The organism is Pseudomonas sp. Lz4W (assembly GCF_000346225.2).
GTDB classification, from domain to species: domain Bacteria; phylum Pseudomonadota; class Gammaproteobacteria; order Pseudomonadales; family Pseudomonadaceae; genus Aquipseudomonas; species Aquipseudomonas paraversuta.
In genome coordinates this window covers 4,478,087-4,498,893 of the sequence record NZ_CP017432.1, presented here as the reverse complement: position 1 = coordinate 4,498,893, position 20,807 = coordinate 4,478,087, and the positions used below count along the sequence as shown (strand labels likewise).

The 20,807-nt window shown below is 58.9% G+C and carries 19 protein-coding genes; 10 read left to right on the top strand and 9 right to left on the bottom strand.

Translation table 11 applies throughout. The features are described 5' to 3' along the window. Positions 1-2: 2 nt before the first annotated feature. Complete coding sequence (gene pncB / locus B195_RS20525) at positions 3-1,217, bottom strand: nicotinate phosphoribosyltransferase (protein ID WP_003439057.1); 1,215 nt, start codon at positions 1,215-1,217, stop codon at positions 3-5. Positions 1,218-1,392: 175 nt separating this feature from the next. Further along, positions 1,393-2,289, bottom strand: coding sequence for a LysR family transcriptional regulator (locus tag B195_RS20520; protein ID WP_003439059.1), 897 nt, complete (start codon positions 2,287-2,289; stop codon positions 1,393-1,395). 165 nt (positions 2,290-2,454) lie between these two features. Here B195_RS20520 and B195_RS20515 point away from each other — a divergent pair, with 165 nt between their 5' ends. The 9 genes from B195_RS20515 to B195_RS20470 all read left to right on the top strand — a co-directional run bounded on the left by B195_RS20515 (position 2,455) and on the right by B195_RS20470 (position 13,350). Next, entirely contained in the window at positions 2,455-3,945 is a 1,491-nt protein-coding gene (locus B195_RS20515) for an aldehyde dehydrogenase family protein (RefSeq protein WP_003439062.1), read from the top strand. 113 nt (positions 3,946-4,058) lie between these two features. After that, the gene (locus B195_RS20510; RefSeq protein ID WP_003439063.1) at positions 4,059-5,342 is read left to right on the top strand and encodes an FAD-binding oxidoreductase; all 1,284 of its coding nucleotides are present in this window, start codon (positions 4,059-4,061) and stop codon (positions 5,340-5,342) included. Positions 5,343-5,705: 363 nt separating this feature from the next. Further along, positions 5,706-6,842 (top strand): branched-chain amino acid ABC transporter substrate-binding protein, encoded by a 1,137-nt coding sequence (locus B195_RS20505; protein WP_003439065.1) that lies wholly within the window; start codon positions 5,706-5,708, stop codon positions 6,840-6,842. A gap of 189 nt (positions 6,843-7,031) precedes the next feature. Then, a complete protein-coding gene (locus tag B195_RS20500; protein ID WP_003439067.1) occupies positions 7,032-7,946 on the top strand; it encodes a branched-chain amino acid ABC transporter permease in 915 nt (304 codons plus the stop codon). 2 nt (positions 7,947-7,948) lie between these two features. After that, positions 7,949-9,232 carry a high-affinity branched-chain amino acid ABC transporter permease LivM gene (gene livM, locus B195_RS20495; protein WP_003439068.1) on the top strand — a complete coding sequence of 428 codons (1,284 nt, stop codon included), beginning with the start codon at positions 7,949-7,951 and terminating at the stop codon, positions 9,230-9,232. After that, positions 9,229-10,119, top strand: a complete 891-nt coding sequence (locus B195_RS20490; protein ID WP_003439071.1) for an ABC transporter ATP-binding protein — start codon at positions 9,229-9,231, stop codon at positions 10,117-10,119. The genes livM and B195_RS20490 overlap by 4 nt, the downstream gene beginning before the upstream one ends. Then, positions 10,116-10,832: an ABC transporter ATP-binding protein gene (locus B195_RS20485; protein ID WP_003439073.1), complete on the top strand. Its 717-nt coding sequence runs from the start codon at positions 10,116-10,118 to the stop codon at positions 10,830-10,832. The genes B195_RS20490 and B195_RS20485 overlap by 4 nt, the downstream gene beginning before the upstream one ends. A gap of 774 nt (positions 10,833-11,606) precedes the next feature. Beyond that, positions 11,607-12,374 carry an SDR family oxidoreductase gene (locus B195_RS20475; RefSeq protein WP_003439076.1) on the top strand — a complete coding sequence of 256 codons (768 nt, stop codon included), beginning with the start codon at positions 11,607-11,609 and terminating at the stop codon, positions 12,372-12,374. 70 nt (positions 12,375-12,444) lie between these two features. Next, positions 12,445-13,350, top strand: a complete 906-nt coding sequence (locus B195_RS20470) for a cation diffusion facilitator family transporter (RefSeq protein ID WP_003439083.1) — start codon at positions 12,445-12,447, stop codon at positions 13,348-13,350. A gap of 65 nt (positions 13,351-13,415) precedes the next feature. Here B195_RS20470 and B195_RS20465 read toward each other — a convergent pair whose 3' ends face one another. The 6 genes from B195_RS20465 to B195_RS20440 all read right to left on the bottom strand — a co-directional run bounded on the left by B195_RS20465 (position 13,416) and on the right by B195_RS20440 (position 17,758). Next, positions 13,416-14,546 carry an AGE family epimerase/isomerase gene (locus B195_RS20465; protein WP_003439085.1) on the bottom strand — a complete coding sequence of 377 codons (1,131 nt, stop codon included), beginning with the start codon at positions 14,544-14,546 and terminating at the stop codon, positions 13,416-13,418. 106 nt (positions 14,547-14,652) lie between these two features. Next, positions 14,653-15,264, bottom strand: coding sequence for an urease accessory protein UreG (gene ureG, locus B195_RS20460; protein WP_003439087.1), 612 nt, complete (start codon positions 15,262-15,264; stop codon positions 14,653-14,655). Positions 15,265-15,273: 9 nt separating this feature from the next. After that, positions 15,274-15,948, bottom strand: a complete 675-nt coding sequence (locus B195_RS20455; RefSeq protein ID WP_003439089.1) for an urease accessory protein UreF — start codon at positions 15,946-15,948, stop codon at positions 15,274-15,276. Further along, positions 15,945-16,445: an urease accessory protein UreE gene (gene ureE, locus B195_RS20450; protein WP_003439091.1), complete on the bottom strand. Its 501-nt coding sequence runs from the start codon at positions 16,443-16,445 to the stop codon at positions 15,945-15,947. Before ureE ends, B195_RS20455 begins: the two co-directional genes overlap by 4 nt. Positions 16,446-16,605: 160 nt before the next feature. Beyond that, on the bottom strand, positions 16,606-17,238 hold the full coding sequence (locus B195_RS20445) for a TetR family transcriptional regulator (protein WP_003439093.1): 633 nt from the start codon (positions 17,236-17,238) through the stop codon (positions 16,606-16,608). Between the two features lie 154 nt (positions 17,239-17,392). Then, complete coding sequence (locus B195_RS20440) at positions 17,393-17,758, bottom strand: hypothetical protein (RefSeq protein ID WP_003439095.1); 366 nt, start codon at positions 17,756-17,758, stop codon at positions 17,393-17,395. Positions 17,759-18,033: 275 nt separating this feature from the next. Between B195_RS20440 and B195_RS20435 the strand changes: the two genes are divergently transcribed. Further along, entirely contained in the window at positions 18,034-20,100 is a 2,067-nt protein-coding gene (locus tag B195_RS20435; RefSeq protein WP_003439103.1) for an AsmA family protein, read from the top strand. Positions 20,101-20,247: 147 nt separating this feature from the next. Here the strand turns inward: B195_RS20435 and B195_RS20430 are convergent, their stop codons facing one another. Further along, positions 20,248-20,778, bottom strand: a complete 531-nt coding sequence (locus tag B195_RS20430; protein ID WP_003439105.1) for a bacterioferritin — start codon at positions 20,776-20,778, stop codon at positions 20,248-20,250. Between the last annotated feature and the right edge of the window lie 29 nt (positions 20,779-20,807).

The window sequence follows — 20,807 nt, the reverse complement described above, 5'->3', positions numbered from 1 at the left end:
ATTCACTCCTTTGGAGGTAGTTCAGGAACATGGAAAACATGGCGCAAGTAGGCGGCAAAGTTCGGGTCCGAGCAATGGGTCTTGCCCGGCTCATCCGAAATCTTGGCCACGGGTGAGCCATTACAGGCGGTCATTTTAAGCACGATGCTCATTGGCTCGACACCCGGAATGTCGCAGGTCAGGTTGGTGCCGATGCCGAAGCTGACGTTGATCCGCCCGCGCAGTGCCCGGAAAATCTCCAGGGAGCGGGGCAGGGTCAGGCTGTCGGAGAACACCAGGGTCTTGCTCATCGGGTCAATGCCCAGCTTGTGGTAGTGCGCGATGCATTTTTCGGCCCATACCACCGGATCCCCCGAATCGTGGCGCAAACCGTCGAACAGCTTGGCAAAGTACAGATCGAAATCGGCCAGAAACGCATCGGTGGTGATGCAGTCAGTCAGGGCAATCCCCAGCAGCCCGCGGTATTCGCGCACCCAGCAATCGAGCGCGGCACTCTGGCTGTCGATCAATCGCGGGCCCAGTTGCTGATGGGCCATGATCCATTCATGGGCCATGGTGCCCAGAGGCTTCATGTCCAGTTCGCGGGACAGGTTGACGTTACTGGTACCGACGAAGCGCCCCGGGAAGTCGTGCTTGAGCACACTGACCACTTCTTCCTGTACCCGGTACGAAAAGCGTCGGCGTGTACCGAAATCGGCCACCTGCAAGTCGGCCAGTTCATCGGCGCTGGCGTTGGCCTGCAGCCAGTCAAACTTGCGGTATAGCTGCTCGCGGGCCTGGGACAGCACCGTGTCGGCATAGCGCGAGCGGTTGCGTACTTCACTGACGATCGCCAGTAACGGTACTTCAAACAGAATGACGTGCAGCCACGGCCCGCGCAGGCGGATAAACAGCTCGCCGTTTTCGATGCCGGTGTGCACATAGCGCAAGTTGAAGCGAAACAGCCCCAGGAAGCGTATGAAATCAGGCTTCATAAAGGTGATTCGTTCCAGAAACCCCAGTTGATCCTGAGTCATGCTCAGCTCGCCCAGACGCTCGATCTGGTGGCGAATTTCATTCAGGTACGGGCGCAAGTCCTCGCTGTTACGGCAGCGGAACTCCCACTCGACTTCAACGTTGGGATAGTTGTGCAGCACCGCCTGCATCATGGTCAATTTGTAGAAGTCGGTGTCGAGCAAGTTCTGCACGATGCGATCGGCAAACACACTCTCGCTCATAGCGGCAATCTCCATGCTGGCCGTGCCAGATAATCACGACGTTCAGCTCTTTCAATGAATGGCGCTAGTGGCGCATATCCGCGGGCGGTTTTGCCAGCGGTTTTTCTCTTGTCTGCAGGGGCGAGCAAGCCTGGGGACCTTTTTAAAGATCAAAAGATCGCGAGCAAGCTCGCGCCTACAGGTCCTCAATGTGTTCCATTATCCACGTCACAAATGCCTGCACCTTGGGCACCCCCGCCGAATGTTCAGGGTAGGCCAGGTAATAGGCGTCGGGACTGGGCATGGAGTGCGGCCAGGCAACGACCAGTTTGCCGTCAGCCAATTCTTCTGCCACCAGAAACCTGGGCAGCAGTGCCACGCCACAGCCCACTTGTGCCGCCCGGATGCACATATAAAACGTATCGAAGCGCGGGCCGTGATAACTGTGATCGGTGCGATGCCCCTGGCTTTCAAACCAGTCATGCCAGGCTTGTGGACGGGAGGCGTTTTGCAGCAGGACCAAATCGGTCAGTTGCGTAGGATCGGTATAGGGCGTGTCGGGCAAGCTCGCTGGCGCACACACCGCCACCAACTCTTCGCCAAACAGCTTCAGGCATTCGGTACCGGGGCGTGAGCCCTGGCCGAAATAGAACGCCAGATCGCTGCGGCCTTGCAGCAAGTCATCGGCCTGCTGTTCATTGCACAGGTCCAGATGGATATGCGGGTGCTGCAGGCGCCAGCCCTTGAGGCGCGGCACCAGCCAGCGGGCACCGAAGGTCGACGGCGTAGATACGCGTAACACTTCTGTTTCGCCGCCGTAGGAGCGCAGGGTGTGGGTCGACATCTCGACCTGGGTCAGGATTTTTCGGACTTCTACCAGGTACAAATCACCCGCCGGGGTCAATTGCAGGCGCCGACGCACGCGGCGAAACAGCAAGTGCTGTAACAGTTCCTCCAGCTGCGCGACCTGCTTGCTGACCGCGCTTTGGGTCAGGTTCAGCTCTTCGGCGGCGCGGGTGAAGCTCAGGTGGCGGGTCACAGCCTCAAAACACTGGAGTGCAGTGATCGATGGCAGATGGCGTTTATTTAGCATCAGCGCTGAGCATAAAAAGCCCCTCATTCTTGTTGTCAGGCAACGTTACCAGCGCAGCATGAATTTTCGGAATGATATCTCGCTTAAAGGTCGTTTGTTGCCGCGATGCGGGCCAGCTACAACTAATGGCCTGAAAACCCGTTTTTTGAGCTGAAGGAGTGTCCCATGCTTGCTGCATTACTGGATCGTCTTGGTGTTGACCCCGCGCTGTACCAGCAGGGCCGGCAACCGGTACATACGCCCATTGATGGTAGCCGGATCGGTGCCGTGCATTGGGAAGGGGCTGCCGAGGTCGAGCAGCACGTGACCCGCTCCGAACATGCATTCGAAGCCTGGCGCAAGGTTCCGGCGCCGCGCCGCGGCGAACTGGTGCGTCAGTTTGGCGACCTGCTGCGTGAGTACAAGGCGGATCTGGGCGAACTGGTGTCCTGGGAAGCGGGCAAGATCACCCAGGAAGGCCTGGGCGAAGTCCAGGAAATGATCGACATCTGCGACTTCGCCGTCGGCCTGTCGCGTCAGCTTTACGGCCTGACCATTGCTTCCGAGCGCCCGGGCCACCACATGCGTGAAACCTGGCACCCGCTGGGCGTGGTGGGGGTGATCAGCGCGTTCAACTTCCCGGTGGCCGTCTGGGCCTGGAACACCACCCTGGCACTGGTCTGCGGCAACGCGGTGATCTGGAAACCCTCGGAGAAAACCCCGCTCACGGCACTGGCCTGTCAGGCGCTGTTCGATCGGGTGCTGAGCACGTTCAGCGATGCCCCCAAGTACCTGGCCCAAGTGATTATCGGTGGCCGGGACGCCGGCGAAGCCCTGGTCGATGACCCGCGCGTCGCCCTGATCAGCGCCACCGGCAGCACCCGCATGGGGCGCGAAGTGGCACCAAAGATTGCCGCGCGCTTTGCCCGCAGCATTCTGGAACTGGGTGGCAACAACGCGATGATTCTGGCTCCGAGCGCCGATCTGGATATGGCCGTGCGCGCCATCCTGTTCAGCGCCGTCGGTACCGCAGGCCAGCGCTGTACCAGCCTGCGTCGCCTGATCGCCCATGACTCGGTCAAGGAAGAAATCGTCACCCGGCTCAAGGCGGCCTATTCCCGGGTGCGCATCGGTCACCCGCTGGAAGGCAATTTGGTTGGCCCGCTGATCGACAAACACAGTTTTGAAAACATGCAGGACGCCCTTGAGCAAGCCCTGAGCGAAGGCGGCCGGGTGTTTGGCGGTGAACGCCAGCTGGCCGGGCAGTACCCGAATGCGTACTACGTGGCCCCGGCCATCGTTGAAATGCCCGAGCAGAGCGATGTGGTGTGCAGCGAAACCTTCGCCCCGATCCTGTACGTGGTGGGTTACAGCGACTTCAGCGAGGCCCTGCGCCTGAACAATGCCGTACCCCAGGGCCTGTCGTCGTGCATCTTCACCACCGATGTACGTGAGGCCGAGCAGTTCATGTCGGCCACCGGCAGTGACTGCGGTATCGCCAACGTCAACATCGGGCCCAGCGGTGCAGAAATTGGCGGCGCCTTTGGCGGTGAAAAAGAAACCGGTGGCGGCCGTGAGTCCGGCTCCGATGCCTGGCGCGGCTACATGCGGCGCCAGACCAATACCGTCAACTACTCGCTGGAACTGCCGCTGGCGCAGGGTATTACGTTCGATTGAGGCAACCCCCCGGAGCTCATGTGAAGGGCCACTGTGGAAGCCGGGTCAACCCGGCTCCCACTGTTTGTGGATAAAAACGCATCACCGTTGGGTTTCATCTCTGGAGCTTGGCAATGCCTTTACTCGAACAATGTTTGTGGGAAAACCTGACGCCTCAACGTCCGCAATCGTCTGCCTTGCAGGGCGAACTGAGCGTTGATGTGTGTGTGATTGGTGCTGGCATCACCGGTTTGTCTGCCGCCATTCACTTGCTGGAACAGGGTAAAAGCGTCTGTGTGCTCGAAGCCCATCGCACCGGGCACGGCGGTTCGGGGCGCAATGTGGGGCTGGTCAATGCCGGGATGTGGATTGCCCCGGACGAGATCGAAGCCGGTTTCGGCGAAGCGGTGGGCAGCCAGCTCAATCGCATGCTGGGTGCTGCCCCGGCACTGGTGTTCAGCCTTGTCGACAAGTACCGCATCGACTGCCAGCTGCGCCGCGAAGGCACCTTGCACATGGCTCACAACGCCCGGGGCGAAGCTGACCTGCGCAGTCGCGAGCAACAATGGAAGCGTCGGGGCGCCCCTGTGGAACTGCTCACCGGCGCTGCCTGCACCGAAGCGACCGGAACCCCGAAAATTGCCGCCGCCCTGCTCGACAGGCGTGCCGGAACCCTCAATCCAATGGCCTATACCTCGGGCCTGGCCAAAGCCGCCAGTGACTTGGGCGGGCGTTTGTTTGATCACAGCGCAGTGACCGGCCTGGAGCGTCAAGGCCAGCGCTGGTCGGTGCAAACCGCTCAGGGCGCGGTGAGTGCAGAGCAAGTGGTGCTGGCGTCCAATGCCTACACCGAAGGCGAATGGACTGACTTGCGACGTAACTTTTTCCCCGGTTATTACTACCAGGTTGCCTCAAAGCCGCTGACCGATGACAGCGCCAGCCGCATCTTGCCCGGCGGGCAGGGCTCATGGGACACCCGCCAGGTGTTGAGCAGTATTCGCCGTGATGCCGAAGGCCGTTTGCTGTTGGGCAGCCTGGGCAACGGCAATCAAAAACCGGCCTGGTTTCTCAAAGCCTGGGCCGATCGCGTGCAGCAGCACTACTTCCCGTACCTCAAAGGGGTGGAATGGGAATGCACCTGGACCGGCTGCATCGCCTTCACCCCCGATCATTTGATGCGTCTGTTCGAGCCCGCGCCCGGTTTGGTGGCAGTCACCGGTTACAACGGCCGGGGCGTGACCACGGGCACTGTGGTGGGCAAAGCATTCGCCGATTACCTGTGTAACGGCGATGCCAAAGCCCTGCCGATACCCTTTGCGCCGATGCGGCCACTGTCTGGCACGGGGCTGCGCAGCTGTCTGTACGAAGCCGGTTTTTCGCTGTACCACGCCGGTCAATGCTTGCGGATTGTCATCTGACAAAGCTTTTGCAGGCTCCCGAACGCATCTGCCCCGGCATCGACTAGCCTCAAATGGTGCGGCCTGTAGCAGTCGCGCACCGGGAGTGTGCAGTTAGGTGACGTAAGTGGTTACAGAGTGGTTGCCCGGAGCCGGGCAACCCGGTTGCAACCCTTGTCGTTTCAGGTAACACCAACCCATCAAAAACAGTTTTACCTTCCTTGGTCTAGACGGTTGCACGTCCAATGAAAATGGACTCGAAACAGCCGATATAACAACAAGACAGCGGCTTTTTTAAGAATAAAAAACCAATGGCACGCGGCTTGCTCTGAGCTTCACCTGAAGTCGAAGTGCCATCTAACAAAACCTCAGGAGCACCACCTCATGTCGCAGACGTTCTACAAGAAAGGTTTTCTGGCCCTCGCGGTAGCAACAGCGTTGGGTGTTTCTTCGTTTGTTCAGGCTGATGTGAAAATCGGTGTGGCGGGCCCGATGACCGGTGCCAACGCGGCATTTGGCGAGCAGTACATGAAGGGCGCGCAGGCGGCTGCGGATGCAATCAACAAGGCGGGCGGAATTAACGGTGAGCAGATCAAGCTGGTGGCGGGCGACGATGCCTGTGAGCCGAAGCAGGCTGTAGCCGTTGCCAACCGCCTGGTGGATCAGGACAAAGTAATCGGGGTTGTAGGTCACTTCTGCTCTTCGAACACCATTCCGGCGTCGGATGTGTATGCCGATGCGGGTGTGATCATGATTACGCCGGGCTCGACCAATCCGCAGGTTACCGAGCGCAAGCTGGACGCGGTGTTCCGTATGTGCGGGCGTGATGACCAGCAGGGCATCGTGGCGGGCGACTACATTGTCGACGTGCTCAAAGGCAAGAAAGTCGCGGTTATCAACGACAAGGACACCTACGGTAAAGGTCTTGCCGATGCCACCAGTGCGCAACTGACCAAGCGCGGAGTCAAACCGGTCCTGGAAGAAGGCCTTACCCGTGGTGAAAAGGACTTCAGTGCCCTGGTCACCAAAATCCGCTCGCTGGGCGCCGATGTGGTGTACTTCGGCGGCTTGCACCCAGAGGCGGGCCCGCTGGTGCGTCAACTGCGTGAGGCTGGCCTCAAGGATGTGAAGTTCATGTCCGATGATGGTGTTGTAACCGACGAACTGGTCGCCACTGCTGGCGGCCCGCAGTACGTCGATGGCGTGTACATGACTTTCGGCGCCGACCCGCGCCTGCTGCCGGACAGCAAAGCGGTGGTTGAGCAGTTCCGTAAAGCCGGCACCGAACCGGAAGGCTACACCCTGTATGCCTACGCCTCGGTTCAGGCCCTGGCTGACGCTTTCAATGGCGCCAAGTCCAACAAGGGCGAAGACGCTGCCAAGTGGCTTAAGGCCAACCCGGTTGAAACCGTAATGGGCAAGAAGGAATGGGACGCCAAAGGCGATCTCAAAGTCTCTGACTACGTGGTTTACCAGTGGGACAAGGACGGCAAATATCACCAGCTGGAAAAACAGAAGTGAGATAAGCCGCTCTGCCTTCTCCTGTAGGAGCGAGCTTGCTCGCGAGCTGTTAAAGATCGCGAGCAAGCTCGCTCCTACGGAGAAAGGGCATCAGGCATGTCTGCATCACCTGTCTTCTTTTCCATGAGCGGCGCAAACCTTGCCCTGCGGGCGGGTTTGCGCAATGGCTCAAGTGCGTGAGATTGCGTTATGGACGGTATATTCCTACAGCAACTGCTGAACGGCCTGACCCTCGGGTCTGTTTACGGCCTGATTGCCATCGGCTACACAATGGTCTACGGCATCATCGGCATGATCAACTTCGCCCACGGCGAGGTGTACATGATCTCCGCTTACCTCGCGGCTATCAGTCTGGCTCTGTTGGCATACTTCGGCGTTGAATCCTTCCCGCTGCTGATGTTGGGCACCCTGGTCTTCACCGTCATCGTCACTGGCGTGTATGGCTGGGTGATTGAACGTGTGGCTTACAAACCTCTGCGAAATTCCACACGGCTGGCGCCACTGATCAGCGCCATTGGTATTTCCCTGATCCTGCAAAACTATGTGCAAATTGCCCAGGGCTCGCGGCAACAAGGCGTCCCGACACTGCTCAGTGGTTCCTGGCGCGTCGATATCGGCACCGGTTTTGTACAACTGACCTACACCAAAGTCTTCATTCTGATCGCGGCCTTTGCAGGCATGGGCCTGCTGACCTACATCATCAAGTACACCAAGCTGGGGCGCATGTGCCGTGCTACCCAGCAAGACCGCAAGATGGCGTCGATCCTGGGCATCAACACCGACCGGGTGATCTCCTACGTGTTTGTAATAGGTGCCGCCATGGCCGCGTTGGCCGGGGTGCTGATTACCATGAACTACGGCACGTTCGACTTTTACGCCGGCTTCATTATCGGGATCAAGGCGTTCACGGCTGCGGTACTCGGCGGGATCGGATCCCTGCCCGGGGCCATGCTCGGCGGAATCATCCTGGGCATTTCCGAATCACTATTTGCCGGCCTGGTTAACTCGGATTACAAGGACGTGTTCAGTTTCTCATTGCTGGTGCTGATCCTGATTTTCCGTCCCCAGGGCCTGCTGGGTCGTCCTCTCGTGGCGAAGGTGTAAGTATGTCTGCAGCCATTAACAAACCGATTGATATCAAAAAAAGCGTCGTTGATTCGATCCTTGCCGGGTTGATTTCATTGATTGTGTTCGGACCTATCATGGGGGTGGTGCTCGACGGCTACAGCTTTAACCTGCAGCCGGCGCGCGTCGGCTGGCTGGTTGCGATTGTGATGGTGGGGCGCTTTGTTCTGAGCCTGTTCCTGCAAACGGCCAGGGGCCTGAAAATCCTTCAGGGGTTCGAGTCCACCGGCTCCGGCGTGCACGTACTGCCCCCGGATTACAAATCGCGGCTGCGCTGGATCGTGCCGTTGCTGATCGTGATCGCCATCGTGTTTCCGTTTTTCGCCAACAAATACATTCTGACGGTGGTCATTCTCGGCCTGATCTACGTGTTGCTCGGTCTGGGGCTGAACATAGTGGTGGGCCTGGCGGGGCTGCTCGACCTGGGCTACGTGGCCTTCTATGCCATCGGCGCTTATGGGCTGGCACTGGGTTATCAGTATCTGGGGCTGGGTTTCTGGTCGGTGCTGCCGCTGGCGGCGATTGCGGCAGCGATGGCCGGATGCATTCTCGGGTTCCCGGTGTTGCGAATGCACGGTGACTATCTGGCCATCGTGACCCTGGGCTTTGGTGAAATCATTCGCCTGGTGCTCAACAACTGGCTGTCATTTACCGGCGGCCCCAACGGCATGCCGGTACCATCGCCGACGTTTTTCGGCCTGGAGTTCGGTCGCGTGGCCAAGGACGGCGGGGTACCGTTCCATCAGTTCTTCGGTCTGGACTACAACCCCAATATCAAATTCCTGTTTATCTACATCGTGCTGTTTCTGGTGGTGCTGCTGGTGCTGTATATCAAGCACCGCCTGACTCGCATGCCGATTGGCCGGGCCTGGGAAGCGTTGCGTGAAGACGAAATCGCCTGCCGCGCCATGGGTCTGAATCACGTTCTGGTCAAACTTTCAGCCTTCACCCTCGGCGCTTCTACGGCAGGTCTGGCCGGGGTGTTTTTTGCCAGCTACCAAGGGTTCGTCAACCCGTCATCGTTCACCTTCTTCGAGTCGGCGCTGATCCTCGCTATTGTGGTGCTCGGTGGTATGGGCTCGACCGTGGGGGTGGTGATTGCTGCATTTGTCCTGACCGTGGCGCCGGAACTGTTGCGCAGTTTTGCCGAGTACCGGGTGCTGCTGTTTGGCGTATTGATGGTGCTGATGATGATCTGGCGCCCACGGGGCCTGATCCGGGTCAGCCGTGTCGGGGTCACGCCACGTAAGGGAGTCGCGCCATGAAAGACCTCTCCAGCAACGACGAAGTAGTGCTCTCGGTCGACAAGCTGATGATGCACTTTGGCGGGATCAAGGCTCTGAGCGATGTCAGTCTCAAGGTCAAACGCAATTCAATCTTTGCCCTGATCGGGCCTAACGGGGCGGGGAAAACCACCGTGTTCAACTGCCTGACCGGGTTTTACAAAGCCAGTGGCGGCAGAATCGAACTCAATGCCCGTGGGGCGCGGACCAATGTCATCAAGCTGCTGGGGGAGCCATTCAGGCTGACGGACTTTGTCTCGCCCAAAGCCTTTGCCAGCCGCCTGTACTACAAAATGTTCGGCGGCACCCATCTGGTTAACCGTGCAGGGCTGGCGCGCACGTTTCAGAACATTCGTCTGTTCAAGGAAATGTCGGTGCTGGAAAACCTGCTGGTGGCGCAGCACATGTGGGTCAACCGCAACATGCTGGCGGGCATCCTCAACACCAAGGGCTACCGCAAGGCCGAAAGCGATGCGCTGGACCATGCGTTTTACTGGCTGGAAGTCGTCGACCTGGTGAACTGTGCCAACCGCCTGGCCGGGGAGTTGTCTTACGGCCAGCAGCGGCGCCTGGAAATTGCCCGGGCCATGTGCACGCGGCCGCAAATCATCTGTCTGGACGAACCGGCGGCCGGGCTTAACCCGCAGGAAACCGAAGCGCTCAGTGCGATGATTCGTCTGCTGCGGGACGACCACGACTTGACCGTGGTATTGATCGAACACGACATGGGGATGGTCATGAGTATTTCCGATCACATAGTGGTGCTCGACCACGGCAACGTGATCGCACAGGGCGGGCCGGAAGCCATTCGCAACGACCCGAAAGTGATCGCGGCCTACCTTGGCGCCGACGAAGAGGAGCTGATATGACGGGCACTATCCTCGAACTCAAGGAACTGGACGTTCACTACGGGCCGATCCAGGCCCTGAAAAAAGTCTCGATGCACATCGAGGAAGGCGAAACCGTGAGCCTGATCGGCTCCAACGGTGCGGGCAAGTCCACGTTGCTGATGTCGATCTTCGGCCAGCCCAGAGCCAGTGGCGGGCAGATCTTCTACCAGGGCGTGGACATCACTCAGAAGTCCTCGCACTACATTGCCTCCCATGGCATCGCCCAGTCGCCGGAAGGCCGTCGCGTATTTCCGGACATGACGGTGGAAGAAAACCTGTTGATGGGCACCATCCCCATCGGCGACAAGCATGTCGACGAAGACATGCAGCGCATGTTCGAACTCTTCCCCAGGCTCAAGGAGCGGCGTAATCAGCGGGCAATGACCATGTCGGGCGGAGAGCAGCAAATGCTCGCCATCGCCCGCGCCCTGATGAGCCGTCCCAAGTTGCTGTTGCTGGACGAACCCAGCCTGGGGCTGGCGCCGATCGTGGTGAAGCAGATTTTTGCGACCTTGCGTGAACTGGCTACCACCGGCATGACCATCTTTCTGGTCGAGCAAAACGCCAACCACGCCCTGCGCCTGTCGGACCGGGCCTACGTGATGGTCAACGGTGAAATCCGCCTGACCGGAACCGGCAAGGAACTGTTGAGCAACGAAGAAGTACGCAACGCGTATTTAGGCGGGCACTAAAGGGTTCACCCTGCAGGAGCGAGCGCTTTGCAAATCTCGCGAGCCAGCTCGCTCCTGCAATTTTCGCAGCCCCTTTCCAGGGGCTTTTTGTTTTTCAACAGCGCACTTTTGAAATTGTGGAAAACAATATTCCAGACCCGCGAAAGCGCGACATAAAGCCGCTCTAAATACCTGTTTTAACATCATTTTGACTTGTCCCCGTTTGCTGTGGAGGTGGCTGTGGGTAACGTGGGAGTAGTTGGCTGCAGGCCTTTGTTTACGTGGCTTGCATGGGTGTGGTTGTTTTTTGATCAGCGGTTTTTACCTGGCTTCCTGCAGGATTTGTCAACAGATTTGTTCAGTTATAAACATAGTCATTAGTCGATAACAAACCTGTGGATAAGTCTGTGGTTAAACTCTGGAAGGAATGCCCTGAGCGGCGGAATTACTGGCCTCTGGCTATCTCAGAGGTTTTACCGGGTTGCACCTTTTTGGGGCGGCTGCATGTTGCCTGCGTCCAGGTCAAGCTAAAAACTCTTCAATCAGCGCTCAACCCCTTGTGGCCAGAGGCTTTGGCCATTTTGGAGTTGCCCCCAAAGACTGTGGACGGGCCTGTGGATAACGTGAGTGCATATGGCTCCAGCCCTTGTCTGGCATGGCCTGCAGGGAGTTGGTTGTTTTTCGTACAGGTTTTGTCCGGGATCATGTGCCGGGTTGCCGCCAAATCGCAGCCGGGGCATGCTGCTTCCCGTCTTATTCAACGGCGGCCGATGCCCGCCAGCCAAGGAGAACGCTATGACTTCCACCCTGTTTATTACGGGCGCCACTTCCGGATTTGGTGAGGCCTGCGCTCGCAAGTTTGCGCAAGCAGGCTGGAAACTGGTACTGACCGGCCGCCGTAAAGAGCGCCTGGATGCCCTGTGCGAAGAACTGTCCAGCCAGACCGAAGTCCATGGCCTGGTAGTAGATGTACGTGATCGCAAGGCGATGGAAGAGGCAATTGCCAATCTGCCACCGTCGTTCAGCAAGCTGCGCGGACTTATCAACAATGCCGGGCTGGCGCTGGGCACCGATCCGGCGCCCAAGTGCGACCTCGACGATTGGGAAACCATGGTCGATACCAACATCAAGGGGCTGCTCTACACCACGCGCCTGCTGCTGCCCCGGCTGATTGCCTACGGCCGCGGTGCCGGTATCGTTAACCTGGGCTCTATCGCCGGCAGCTACCCGTACCCCGGCAGCCATGTCTATGGCGGCACCAAAGCCTTCGTCAAGCAGTTCTCCCTGAACCTGCGCTGCGACTTGCAGGGCACGGGCGTGCGGGTCAGCAACGTTGAACCGGGTCTGTGTGAAAGCGAATTCTCGATGGTGCGCTTCGGCGGCGACAAGGCCCGCTATGACGCCACCTACCAGGGTGCTGAGCCGATTCAGCCGCAAGACATCGCCGAGACGATTTTCTGGGTGCTCAATACGCCGGCCCACATCAACATCAATCGCCTTGAACTGATGCCCGTCACGCAGTCCTGGAGCGGTTTTGCCATCGAACGCCACGCCACAGAGTAAACTCACGCCTGGCAGCCTGCCCGCGACCTCCTGAGGGGGTCGTACTCAACAGGGCTGAAAAGGAGTTTTTGTGAGTAACAGTGGTGAGCAGAAACTGCTCAAACAATCGACCGTTCTGATGTTCGCGGTGGCCATCGCCGGCATCGTGACGGGTGTTATTTCGGGTTCGCAATCCATCTTGTTCGATGGGTTCTTCTCTTTGATCGCGACCTTTATCAAAGTACTGATGCTGATCACGGCACAGTTGATCGCCAAGGAAAGCAACGAACGTTTCCAGTTCGGCTTCTGGCACCTTGAGCCCATGGTGCTGCTGATCGAAGGCAGTTTCCTGTTTTTGATTGCGATCTATGCCTTTCTCAATGGCGTGTTCGGCATTATCAATGGCGGGCGCGAAATTGAGCTGGGCCTGGTGATCATCTACGCGGCGGTGTTTACCGTAATCGAGTTTGCCTACTACTTCTGGGTCCGGCGTAAAAACCGCAAGCTCAAGTCCAGCCTGATCCAGTTCGACAACATCAGCTGGCTGGTGGACGCCATGCTGTCGGTGGGGCTGTTGATAAGTTTTGTCACGGCGCTGATTCTGAAACAACAGGGTTATGCCCATTGGGCCGCCTATGTCGACCCGGCGATCCTGATTTTGCTGGCTTTCAGCATGCTGGCTCCGGCGTTCAAAATCCTGCGCCCGGCTTTGCGCGACGTCCTGGGTATTGCCCCGGACAAGCTCGATGACAAGGTGCGGGATGTGCTCGAGGAAATGTCGGCGCGCCATGGCTTTGAGGGCTACAAAACCTATGTGCAAAAGCACGGAAGGGCGCGTTTTATCGAGATCCATATCGTGTTGCCGGCGGGATATCCGCTGACCAGCATCAAGACCCTGGACGGGTTTCGTGAAGAGATATCAGGCATGTTGGGCGCGGCCGACAGTGCGCGCTGGCTGACCATCAGCTTTACCGGCGATCGCAAGTGGATTGCCTGACCTTACCCCTGTAGGAGCGAGCTCGCCTCGCGAGCTCTTTACATATTCGCGAGGCAAGCTCGCTCCTACAGGAGTTGCGCCAGGCCGCTGTAGCAGGTGGCCAGGTGATACGGCGTGGTCGACGGCATGTCCAGGCGGCTGACGTTGCCTGCCGCATCCCGGCATTCATACCAGCCACCGGCATGTAAAAAGTTCTGCTGCAACGCCAGCAACTGGCGTTGCAGGCGGGGCAGGGGCGCCGGACGCAAGGTCAGGGCGCGCAGGTACTCGGCCTGGGCCCAGATGCGCTGGGTGCCATCGCGCAAGGTGCCATCCGGGGCCAGCATGCCGCAGACCGCCCCGGTCTGCGGGTCGACCCCAACCTGTTCGGCAAAGTCGAAGGCGAGCGCAAGCGAGTCGTGCAGGGCTGTTTGACGCAGCAGTGGCGAGGACTCCAGCAAGTAGAACCACTCAAACTGATGCCCGGGTTCAAACCAGTTATCCACAGCCCCCAGCGGTTTTTCGAGCAAGGCGTTATGCACAGGCTCGATAAAGCGCTGTTGCATGCCATCGGCCAGCGCCAGCAATGCGCTGTGTACCGGCGCATCGTCGCGCACCGACAAAGTCGCCAGAAACGCCTCGGCCAGATGCATCAACGGGTTTTGCAGCGGGCCGGTGTCCAGCGTTGACCAGTCCCGCTCTAGGCTGGCTTCGTACAGGCCATTACCATCGCTGAAGCGCTCGGCGACGACTTTCAGCGCGGCATTGAGCACTGATTCCACCGCGGGCTCGCGCACCTTGCCCCAGTAATGGGCGCAGGCAAAGATGATAAAGGCGTGGGTATACAGGTCTTTACGCTGATCCAGTGGCGCGCCGTCGGGGTCGATGCTGTAAAACCAGCCGCCGTGTACGGCGTCGTAAAAGTGCCTTTGCAGCGAGCGGAACAACCTGCCTGCGCGCTCGGCAGCGCCGGGGAAGGCGGGGTCATCGATCAAGCTGGCGAATAGATATAGCTGACGGGCGCAGGCCATGGCGCGATAGCGCTGGGGCGTCAGTGGCCGGTGCTCGGGGCTGAGTGCCTCATAGGGCAGTTCCAGTTCGGCATTCCAGCCGGGGCCTTGCCAGAGCGGCACAATGACCTGGCGAAAATGCTGCTGTACCGCCGCAAACAGGGCGGTCAGTTCGAGCGGGAAGGCGGAGCTGGCTACATGGGGCATTGGCAGGCGTCGTCACGGCTGGGGCGTTTGCGCGACATGATACACCGTGACGTCCAACTCTGTAGGCGCGAGCTTTTAAAGCTTCAGGCCCACAAAAGATCGCGGGTTATGAGATCAACAGCCCCTGCCGTTCAATAAACCTCACGATGGTATCCAGGCCGTGGCCGGTTTTTTGATTGCTGAACACAAAGGGCTTGGCGCCGCGCATGCGCCGGGTGTCACTGTCCATCAGCTCCAGCGATGCGCCCACCAGCGGTGCGAGGTCGATTTTATTGATCACCAGCAAGTCGGATTTGCAAATCCCCGGTCCACCCTTGCGCGGCAACTTGTCCCCTGCGGATACATCGATCACGTAGATCGTCAGGTCGGACAGTTCCGGGCTGAAGGTGGCCGACAAGTTATCCCCACCCGATTCCACCAGAATCAGGTCCAGCCCGGGGAAGCGCCGGTTCAGTTGATCCACGGCTTCGAGGTTGATCGATGCATCTTCACGAATGGCGGTGTGCGGGCAGCCGCCGGTTTCTACACCGATGATCCGCTCCGGTGCCAGCGCCTGGTTACGCACCAGAAAATCGGCATCTTCGCGGGTATAAATATCGTTGGTGACCACCGCCAGGTTGTATTTGTCCCGCAGTGCCAGGCACAGGGCCAGGGTCAGGGCAGTTTTGCCGGAGCCCACCGGGCCCCCGATGCCGACCCGCAAAGGTTGTGTGTTCATTGCATTCTCCTAGGAACGAAACAGACGGCTGTACTGGCGCTCGTGGGCCATGCTCGCCAATGACAGGCCGAAAGCGGCACTGCCCAAACGGGATAAGTCGAGGTTGCTGGCGTGTTGTTGCGCCTGCTGCAGCGCCGGGGATAACTCGCTGGTCATGCGTTGAGCGGCCTGCTGGCCCAGCGGCAGGGTTTTCATCAGCACCGCCAATTGGTTTTCCAGCCAGCTCCACAGCCAGGCTGCCAGCGCGTCTGACGCACTGATGCCCCAGGCCCGGGCAGCCAGTGCCCAGCCGAGTGCCAGGTGCGGCTCGGCTTGTTGGGTGAGAAATAGCCGTGCAGGCTCATCCAGCTCGGGCAACCCCATCAGAAGTTGCTGCAGGGAGTAGCCCATTTGCCGGCTTTCCTGATGCAATTCGCGGGTTTCACGACTGGCGCGGTGTTCGTCGCAAAACTGCTGCAAGGCACTCCAGTCTTCGTCGGCCGCCGCCCGGCAATGGGCGAGCAGCAACGGAGCCTCGAAGCGCGCCAGATTGAGCAGCAATTGATCGCTGATCCAGCGGCTGGCAGTTGCCGGGCTGGATACCCGGCCATTCTCGACGGCCATTTCCAGGCCCTGGGAATAGCTGTAGCCGCCAATCGGCAGCTGTGGGCTGGCCAGGCGCAACAGCGCCCATGCCGGACTCACAAACGCACACCAAACTGATGCAGGCGCGGGGCGTAGTTGAAGTCTTCTTCGCCTGCGCGGGAATGATGATGACCGCCGCCGTAGGCGCCGTGTTCCGGTTGGAACGGCGCCTCAATGGCTTCGGTCTGCGCGCCCAATTGTTCCAGCATGGCTTTGAGTACGTAGTCATCGAGCAGGCGCAGCCAGCCATCGCCGACTTGCAGGGCGACATGGCGGTTGCCCAGATGATAGGCCGCGCGGGTCAACTCAAAGGCATTGAGACAGGTCACGTGCAGCAACTTTTCGGGGCTGGCACACACCCGCACGATGCGCCCGTCCTGGGCTTGCAGAAATTCGCCGTCATGCAGGGGCGGTTGTCCGCGTTCAAGGAACAGGCCGACGTCCTCGGCGTCACTGCTAAAGCAACGCAAACGGCTTTTGCTCCGGGCTTCGAAGTTGAGGTGTAACTCAGCGCTCCACACGGGGTGGGGCTGAACTCTGCGATGAATCACCAACATCGGTAGGCTTCCTGCAATTGACAATGCCTTGATCAGAGCAAGGGGCTTGCCAACCTTGGGTTGCACAACAAAGGCGAGTGATCCGGGGAAGGGAAAGGGGCTGCGGCGAGCGATAATGGTGCGCTATGAGTTTTATTTTGCACCAACAAGGTGCGCGCCTTTACTCGGTACTGCCCAGGCCTTGCCAGTGCTTGAGCCCGATAAAGATAAAACGCAGCTGCTGGCTGATTTTTGCCTGGGGTTGCAGGTAGTCGGGAAGCGCCTCGGCGGGCGGATCGATGACATCGGGCAAGGCCGCGAATACACTTTTAACCACCAGATCGGCAATTACCGTAAGGCCTGCGTGGTTCAAGTGCTGCAGTTTGGGCTTGGACCCGAGGTCGGCGGCCAGATCCGAGGTGATGTCTTCGCGCAGCGCCCCGATAGCCTGGCGCACTGGCTGTGAGCCGCCGTATTGCTCGCGGGCCAGAAACAGAAACTGCGAGCGGTTGGCCTGCACCACATCGAGAAAGATCCGTACCGACGCGTTGATCACACCGCCCATAAACAGTTCGTTGTGTCGCACCAGACGAATGGTTTCGCGAAAGGTCTGACCGACTTCACTGACCAGCGCCAGGCCCAGTTGGTCCATGTCGCTGAAGTGCCGATAAAAGCCGGTGGGCACTATGCCTGCGGTTTTTGCGACTTCGCGCAGGCTCAGGCTGCCAAAGCCGCGACCCGATTCCATCAAGTGGCGGGCGGCATCCATCAGCGCAAGGCGGGTTTGTTGCTTCTGTTCGGCGCGAGGCAGCATCGGAGCTGGTATTCCAGACAAGTACAGCGGCGCACTCTAGCAAATCGGCTTTGATGACGTCGAACTGCAATGGAGACTCTGCAGGAGCGAGCTCTATTACTGCGTAAACAGATCGCGAGCAATCAGTTGCCGTCGGGCTCCTGCAATCACTTGATTAGCTGGCACGTTGATTCCTTTCGGCAAGACGATCCGCGCCGCCTTCCGCCACCAGGTTGCTCTGGCGTTGAGTGCGGTCGTAGCCATCTTCAGCCACGGGGTTCTGCTGGTTGAGAGTGCGTTGTGCGCCGTCCTCAGCCACAGGGTTCTGCTGGTTCAGAGTGCGTTGTGCACCGTCCTCAGCTACGCGGTTCTGCTGGTTCAGGGTGCGTTGGGCACCGTCTTCAGCCACAGGATTCAGCGGTTGGCTCAAGCTGCTGGAAGCAGGCTGCACCATGGGGGTTTGCTCGTCGTCGGCGGGCATCGCAAAGGCGTTGATGGCCAACAGTGAGAGGCCAAGACCAAGCAGTAATGGGCGTTTCATGATATCGGTGCTCCGTAGCAGGGCAATTAGTTAGTCAGGTAAGCAATGCTACGCTTGGATCTTCGATATCAAAGTTCATACGGCCAATGGTGATAATCAACACAATTGATTGTTCAGGCTTGAGTGCTCTGGCTTGCGGCTTTCGGGTGTTTTTTTCATGAAAGTCGGCCTCCGGTTAAACCTTGGGCAGTCTTTGACAGTCGTACTTTTATTAGCGTCGCAGCCATTGTAAAACGCCGCAGTTGGGACGTTCAGCCGTAATAAGGAGCCGTTAAATGACACGCACCCGTAAAGTCCTTGCCTGGATTGGCGGTATTTTGCTTCTGCTGGTGGTGGTCCTGGTGGTGATCCTCGCTACCTTCGACTGGAACCGGATCAAGCCCACAATCAATACCAAAGTGTCTGACATCCTCCATCGCCCATTTGCCATAAACGGCAACCTGGCCGTGCGCTGGCAGCGCGAAGCGGACGAGGGTGGCTGGCGTGCCTGGGTGCCGTGGCCCCATGTGATTGCCGAAGACCTGAGCCTGGGCAATCCCGAGTGGTCAAAAGAACCGCAAATGGTCGGCCTGAAGAAGGTGGAGTTGCGTCTGTCACCGCTGGCGCTGCTGACGCAGACCGTGGATATCCCGCGTATCGACCTGACCGAGCCATCGGCCAGCCTGGAGCGTCTGGCCGATGGCCGGGCGAACTGGACATTCAAGTTAGACCCCAAAGACCCGAACGAAAAACCCTCGGACTGGAAGGTGGACATTGGCGCCATAGGTTTCGACAAGGGCCATGTGACGCTCAATGACCAGACCCTCAAAACCCGTCTGGATGTAGTGATCGATCCGCTGGGCAAACCCATCCCGTTCAGCGACATCGTCGGCCAGAGCGCGGCGAAAAAAGCGCTGGAGAAAGGTTCTGCGCCACAAGACTACGCATTCGCGCTGAAGGTCAAAGGTCAGTACCACGGCCAGAACCTCGACGGTACCGGCAAAATTGGCGGCCTGCTGGCCTTGCAGGACGCGGCCAAACCCTTCCCGTTGCAGGCGCAAGTCAGCATTGCCGACACCAAAGTCGCGCTGGCCGGGACCCTGACCGACCCGCTCAACCTGGGGGCGCTGGACCTGCGCCTGAAATTGGCAGGCAGCAGCCTGGCCAACCTTTATCCACTGACCGGCGTAACCCTGCCTGACTCGCCGCCGTACTCAACCGATGGTCACCTGATTGCCAAACTGCATGAGCCGGACGGCGCAGTTTTCACTTACGAAAACTTCAACGGCAAAATCGGTAGCAGCGATATTCATGGCAACCTGAAATACGTCGCCAGCCAGCCACGGCCCAAGCTGAGCGGCGCACTGGTGTCCAATCAATTGCTGATGGCTGACCTGGCCCCGTTGATTGGCGCGGACTCCAACGCCAAGCAAAAAGCCCGTGGCGGCGACAGCAAACAACCGGCGGGCAAAGTGTTGCCGGTTGAAGAGTTCCGCACTGAACGCTGGCGCGATATGGATGCCGATGTGGAATTCACCGGCAAGCGCATCGTCCAGAGTGCCGAGCTGCCGTTCACTGACCTGTACACCCATGTGGTGCTGGACAATGGCGAGCTGAAACTCGAACCACTGCGTTTTGGCGTTGCGGGCGGCAAGCTGGATGCGCAAATCAACCTCAACGGCCGCAGTACGCCGATGCTGGGGCGGGCCAAATTGACCGCGCGCAACTTCAAGCTCAAGCAGCTGTTCCCGACCTTTGAACCGATGAAAACCAGCTTTGGTGAGCTCAATGGCGATGCCACGCTGTCGGGCACCGGCAACTCGGTGGCCAAGTTACTGGGCACGGCCAATGGCGGCTTGAAGATGATCATCAATGATGGCGCCATCAGCCGCAGCCTTATGGAAATTGCCGGCCTGAACGTCGGTAACTATGTGGTGGGCAAAATATTCGGCGACGAAGACGTGAAGATCAACTGTGCGGCGGCGGACTTCGGGATCAAGGATGGTCTGGCCACTTCGCAGTTGTTTGTGTTTGATACCGAGAACGCGATCATCTACATCGACGGCACCGCCAACTTTGCCACCGAACAGCTCGACCTGAAAATCACCCCCGAGTCCAAGGGCCTGCGTTTGTTTTCGCTGCGCTCACCGCTGTACGTAAAAGGCACCTTTGGCAACCCTTCGGCGGGTGTGGAAGCGGTACCGCTGCTGCTGCGCGGTGCAGGCATGGTGGCGCTGGGCGTGATTGCCGGCCCGGCGGCCGGTCTGCTGGCGTTGATCGCCCCCAGCGGCGGCGAACCCAACCAGTGCGCACCGCTGCTGCAACAGATGCAGCAGGGCAAGGTACCGAAAACGGTGAAGTAGCCCCACAAACCCTGCAGGAGCGAGCTTTTAAGATCAAAAGATCGCCAGCAAGCTCGCTCCTGCAGGCCAGTGCTGGCGGCTTGATCCAGACAAAAAAATGCCCGCCCCTCATCACATGGGGGCGGGCATTTGCATTTGCGGGTCTGTTTACAGCCCTTTGAGCAGATCCGCCATGTCATCGGCATGCTCTTCCTCTTGGGCGAGGATTTCTTCGAAAATCCGGCGTGTGGTCGGATCCTTGTCGCCGATGTACTGAATGATTTCGCGATAGCTGTCGACCGCAATGCGCTCGGCCACCAAATCTTCGTAAACCATTTCCTTCAGGTTTTTGCCCGCGACGTACTGGGCGTGGGAATTTTTCGACAGCAGGTCGGGGTTGAATTCAGGTTCGCCACCCAGTTGCACAATGCGCTCGGCCAGTTTGTCGGCGTGCTCCATCTCCTGGGTGGCGTGCTCCAGGAACTCTTGCGCGGCCACGTGGGCCTTGATCCCGGTAGCCATGAAGTAGTGGCGCTTGTAGCGCAGCACGCACACCCACTCGGTGGCCAGGGATTCGTTGAGCAGGCGAAGGATCTCTTCGCGGTTGGCGCTGTAGCCTTCAGTGACAGCACCTTCTTCGACGTTCTTGCGGGCACGTTCGCGCAGGGTCTTTTTATCGGTTAATTGCATGTCGCTCATTTCAATCTCCTTACTCATCAGGTTGCCGC

What these genes read in the sequence shown, in the direction of transcription:
- pncB (WP_003439057.1), bottom strand. Translation starts at nt 1,217, where the DNA reads ATGAGCGAGAGTGTGTTTGCCGATCGCATCGTGCAGAACTTGCTCGAC.
- B195_RS20520 (WP_003439059.1), bottom strand. Translation starts at nt 2,289, where the DNA reads ATGCTAAATAAACGCCATCTGCCATCGATCACTGCACTCCAGTGTTTT.
- B195_RS20515 (WP_003439062.1), top strand. Translation starts at nt 2,455, where the DNA reads ATGCTTGCTGCATTACTGGATCGTCTTGGTGTTGACCCCGCGCTGTAC.
- B195_RS20510 (WP_003439063.1), top strand. Translation starts at nt 4,059, where the DNA reads ATGCCTTTACTCGAACAATGTTTGTGGGAAAACCTGACGCCTCAACGT.
- B195_RS20505 (WP_003439065.1), top strand. Translation starts at nt 5,706, where the DNA reads ATGTCGCAGACGTTCTACAAGAAAGGTTTTCTGGCCCTCGCGGTAGCA.
- B195_RS20500 (WP_003439067.1), top strand. Translation starts at nt 7,032, where the DNA reads ATGGACGGTATATTCCTACAGCAACTGCTGAACGGCCTGACCCTCGGG.
- livM (WP_003439068.1), top strand. Translation starts at nt 7,949, where the DNA reads ATGTCTGCAGCCATTAACAAACCGATTGATATCAAAAAAAGCGTCGTT.
- B195_RS20490 (WP_003439071.1), top strand. Translation starts at nt 9,229, where the DNA reads ATGAAAGACCTCTCCAGCAACGACGAAGTAGTGCTCTCGGTCGACAAG.
- B195_RS20485 (WP_003439073.1), top strand. Translation starts at nt 10,116, where the DNA reads ATGACGGGCACTATCCTCGAACTCAAGGAACTGGACGTTCACTACGGG.
- B195_RS20475 (WP_003439076.1), top strand. Translation starts at nt 11,607, where the DNA reads ATGACTTCCACCCTGTTTATTACGGGCGCCACTTCCGGATTTGGTGAG.
- B195_RS20465 (WP_003439085.1), bottom strand. Translation starts at nt 14,546, where the DNA reads ATGCCCCATGTAGCCAGCTCCGCCTTCCCGCTCGAACTGACCGCCCTG.
- ureG (WP_003439087.1), bottom strand. Translation starts at nt 15,264, where the DNA reads ATGAACACACAACCTTTGCGGGTCGGCATCGGGGGCCCGGTGGGCTCC.
- ureE (WP_003439091.1), bottom strand. Translation starts at nt 16,445, where the DNA reads ATGTTGGTGATTCATCGCAGAGTTCAGCCCCACCCCGTGTGGAGCGCT.
- B195_RS20445 (WP_003439093.1), bottom strand. Translation starts at nt 17,238, where the DNA reads ATGCTGCCTCGCGCCGAACAGAAGCAACAAACCCGCCTTGCGCTGATG.
- B195_RS20440 (WP_003439095.1), bottom strand. Translation starts at nt 17,758, where the DNA reads ATGAAACGCCCATTACTGCTTGGTCTTGGCCTCTCACTGTTGGCCATC.
- B195_RS20435 (WP_003439103.1), top strand. Translation starts at nt 18,034, where the DNA reads ATGACACGCACCCGTAAAGTCCTTGCCTGGATTGGCGGTATTTTGCTT.
- B195_RS20430 (WP_003439105.1), bottom strand. Translation starts at nt 20,778, where the DNA reads ATGAGCGACATGCAATTAACCGATAAAAAGACCCTGCGCGAACGTGCC.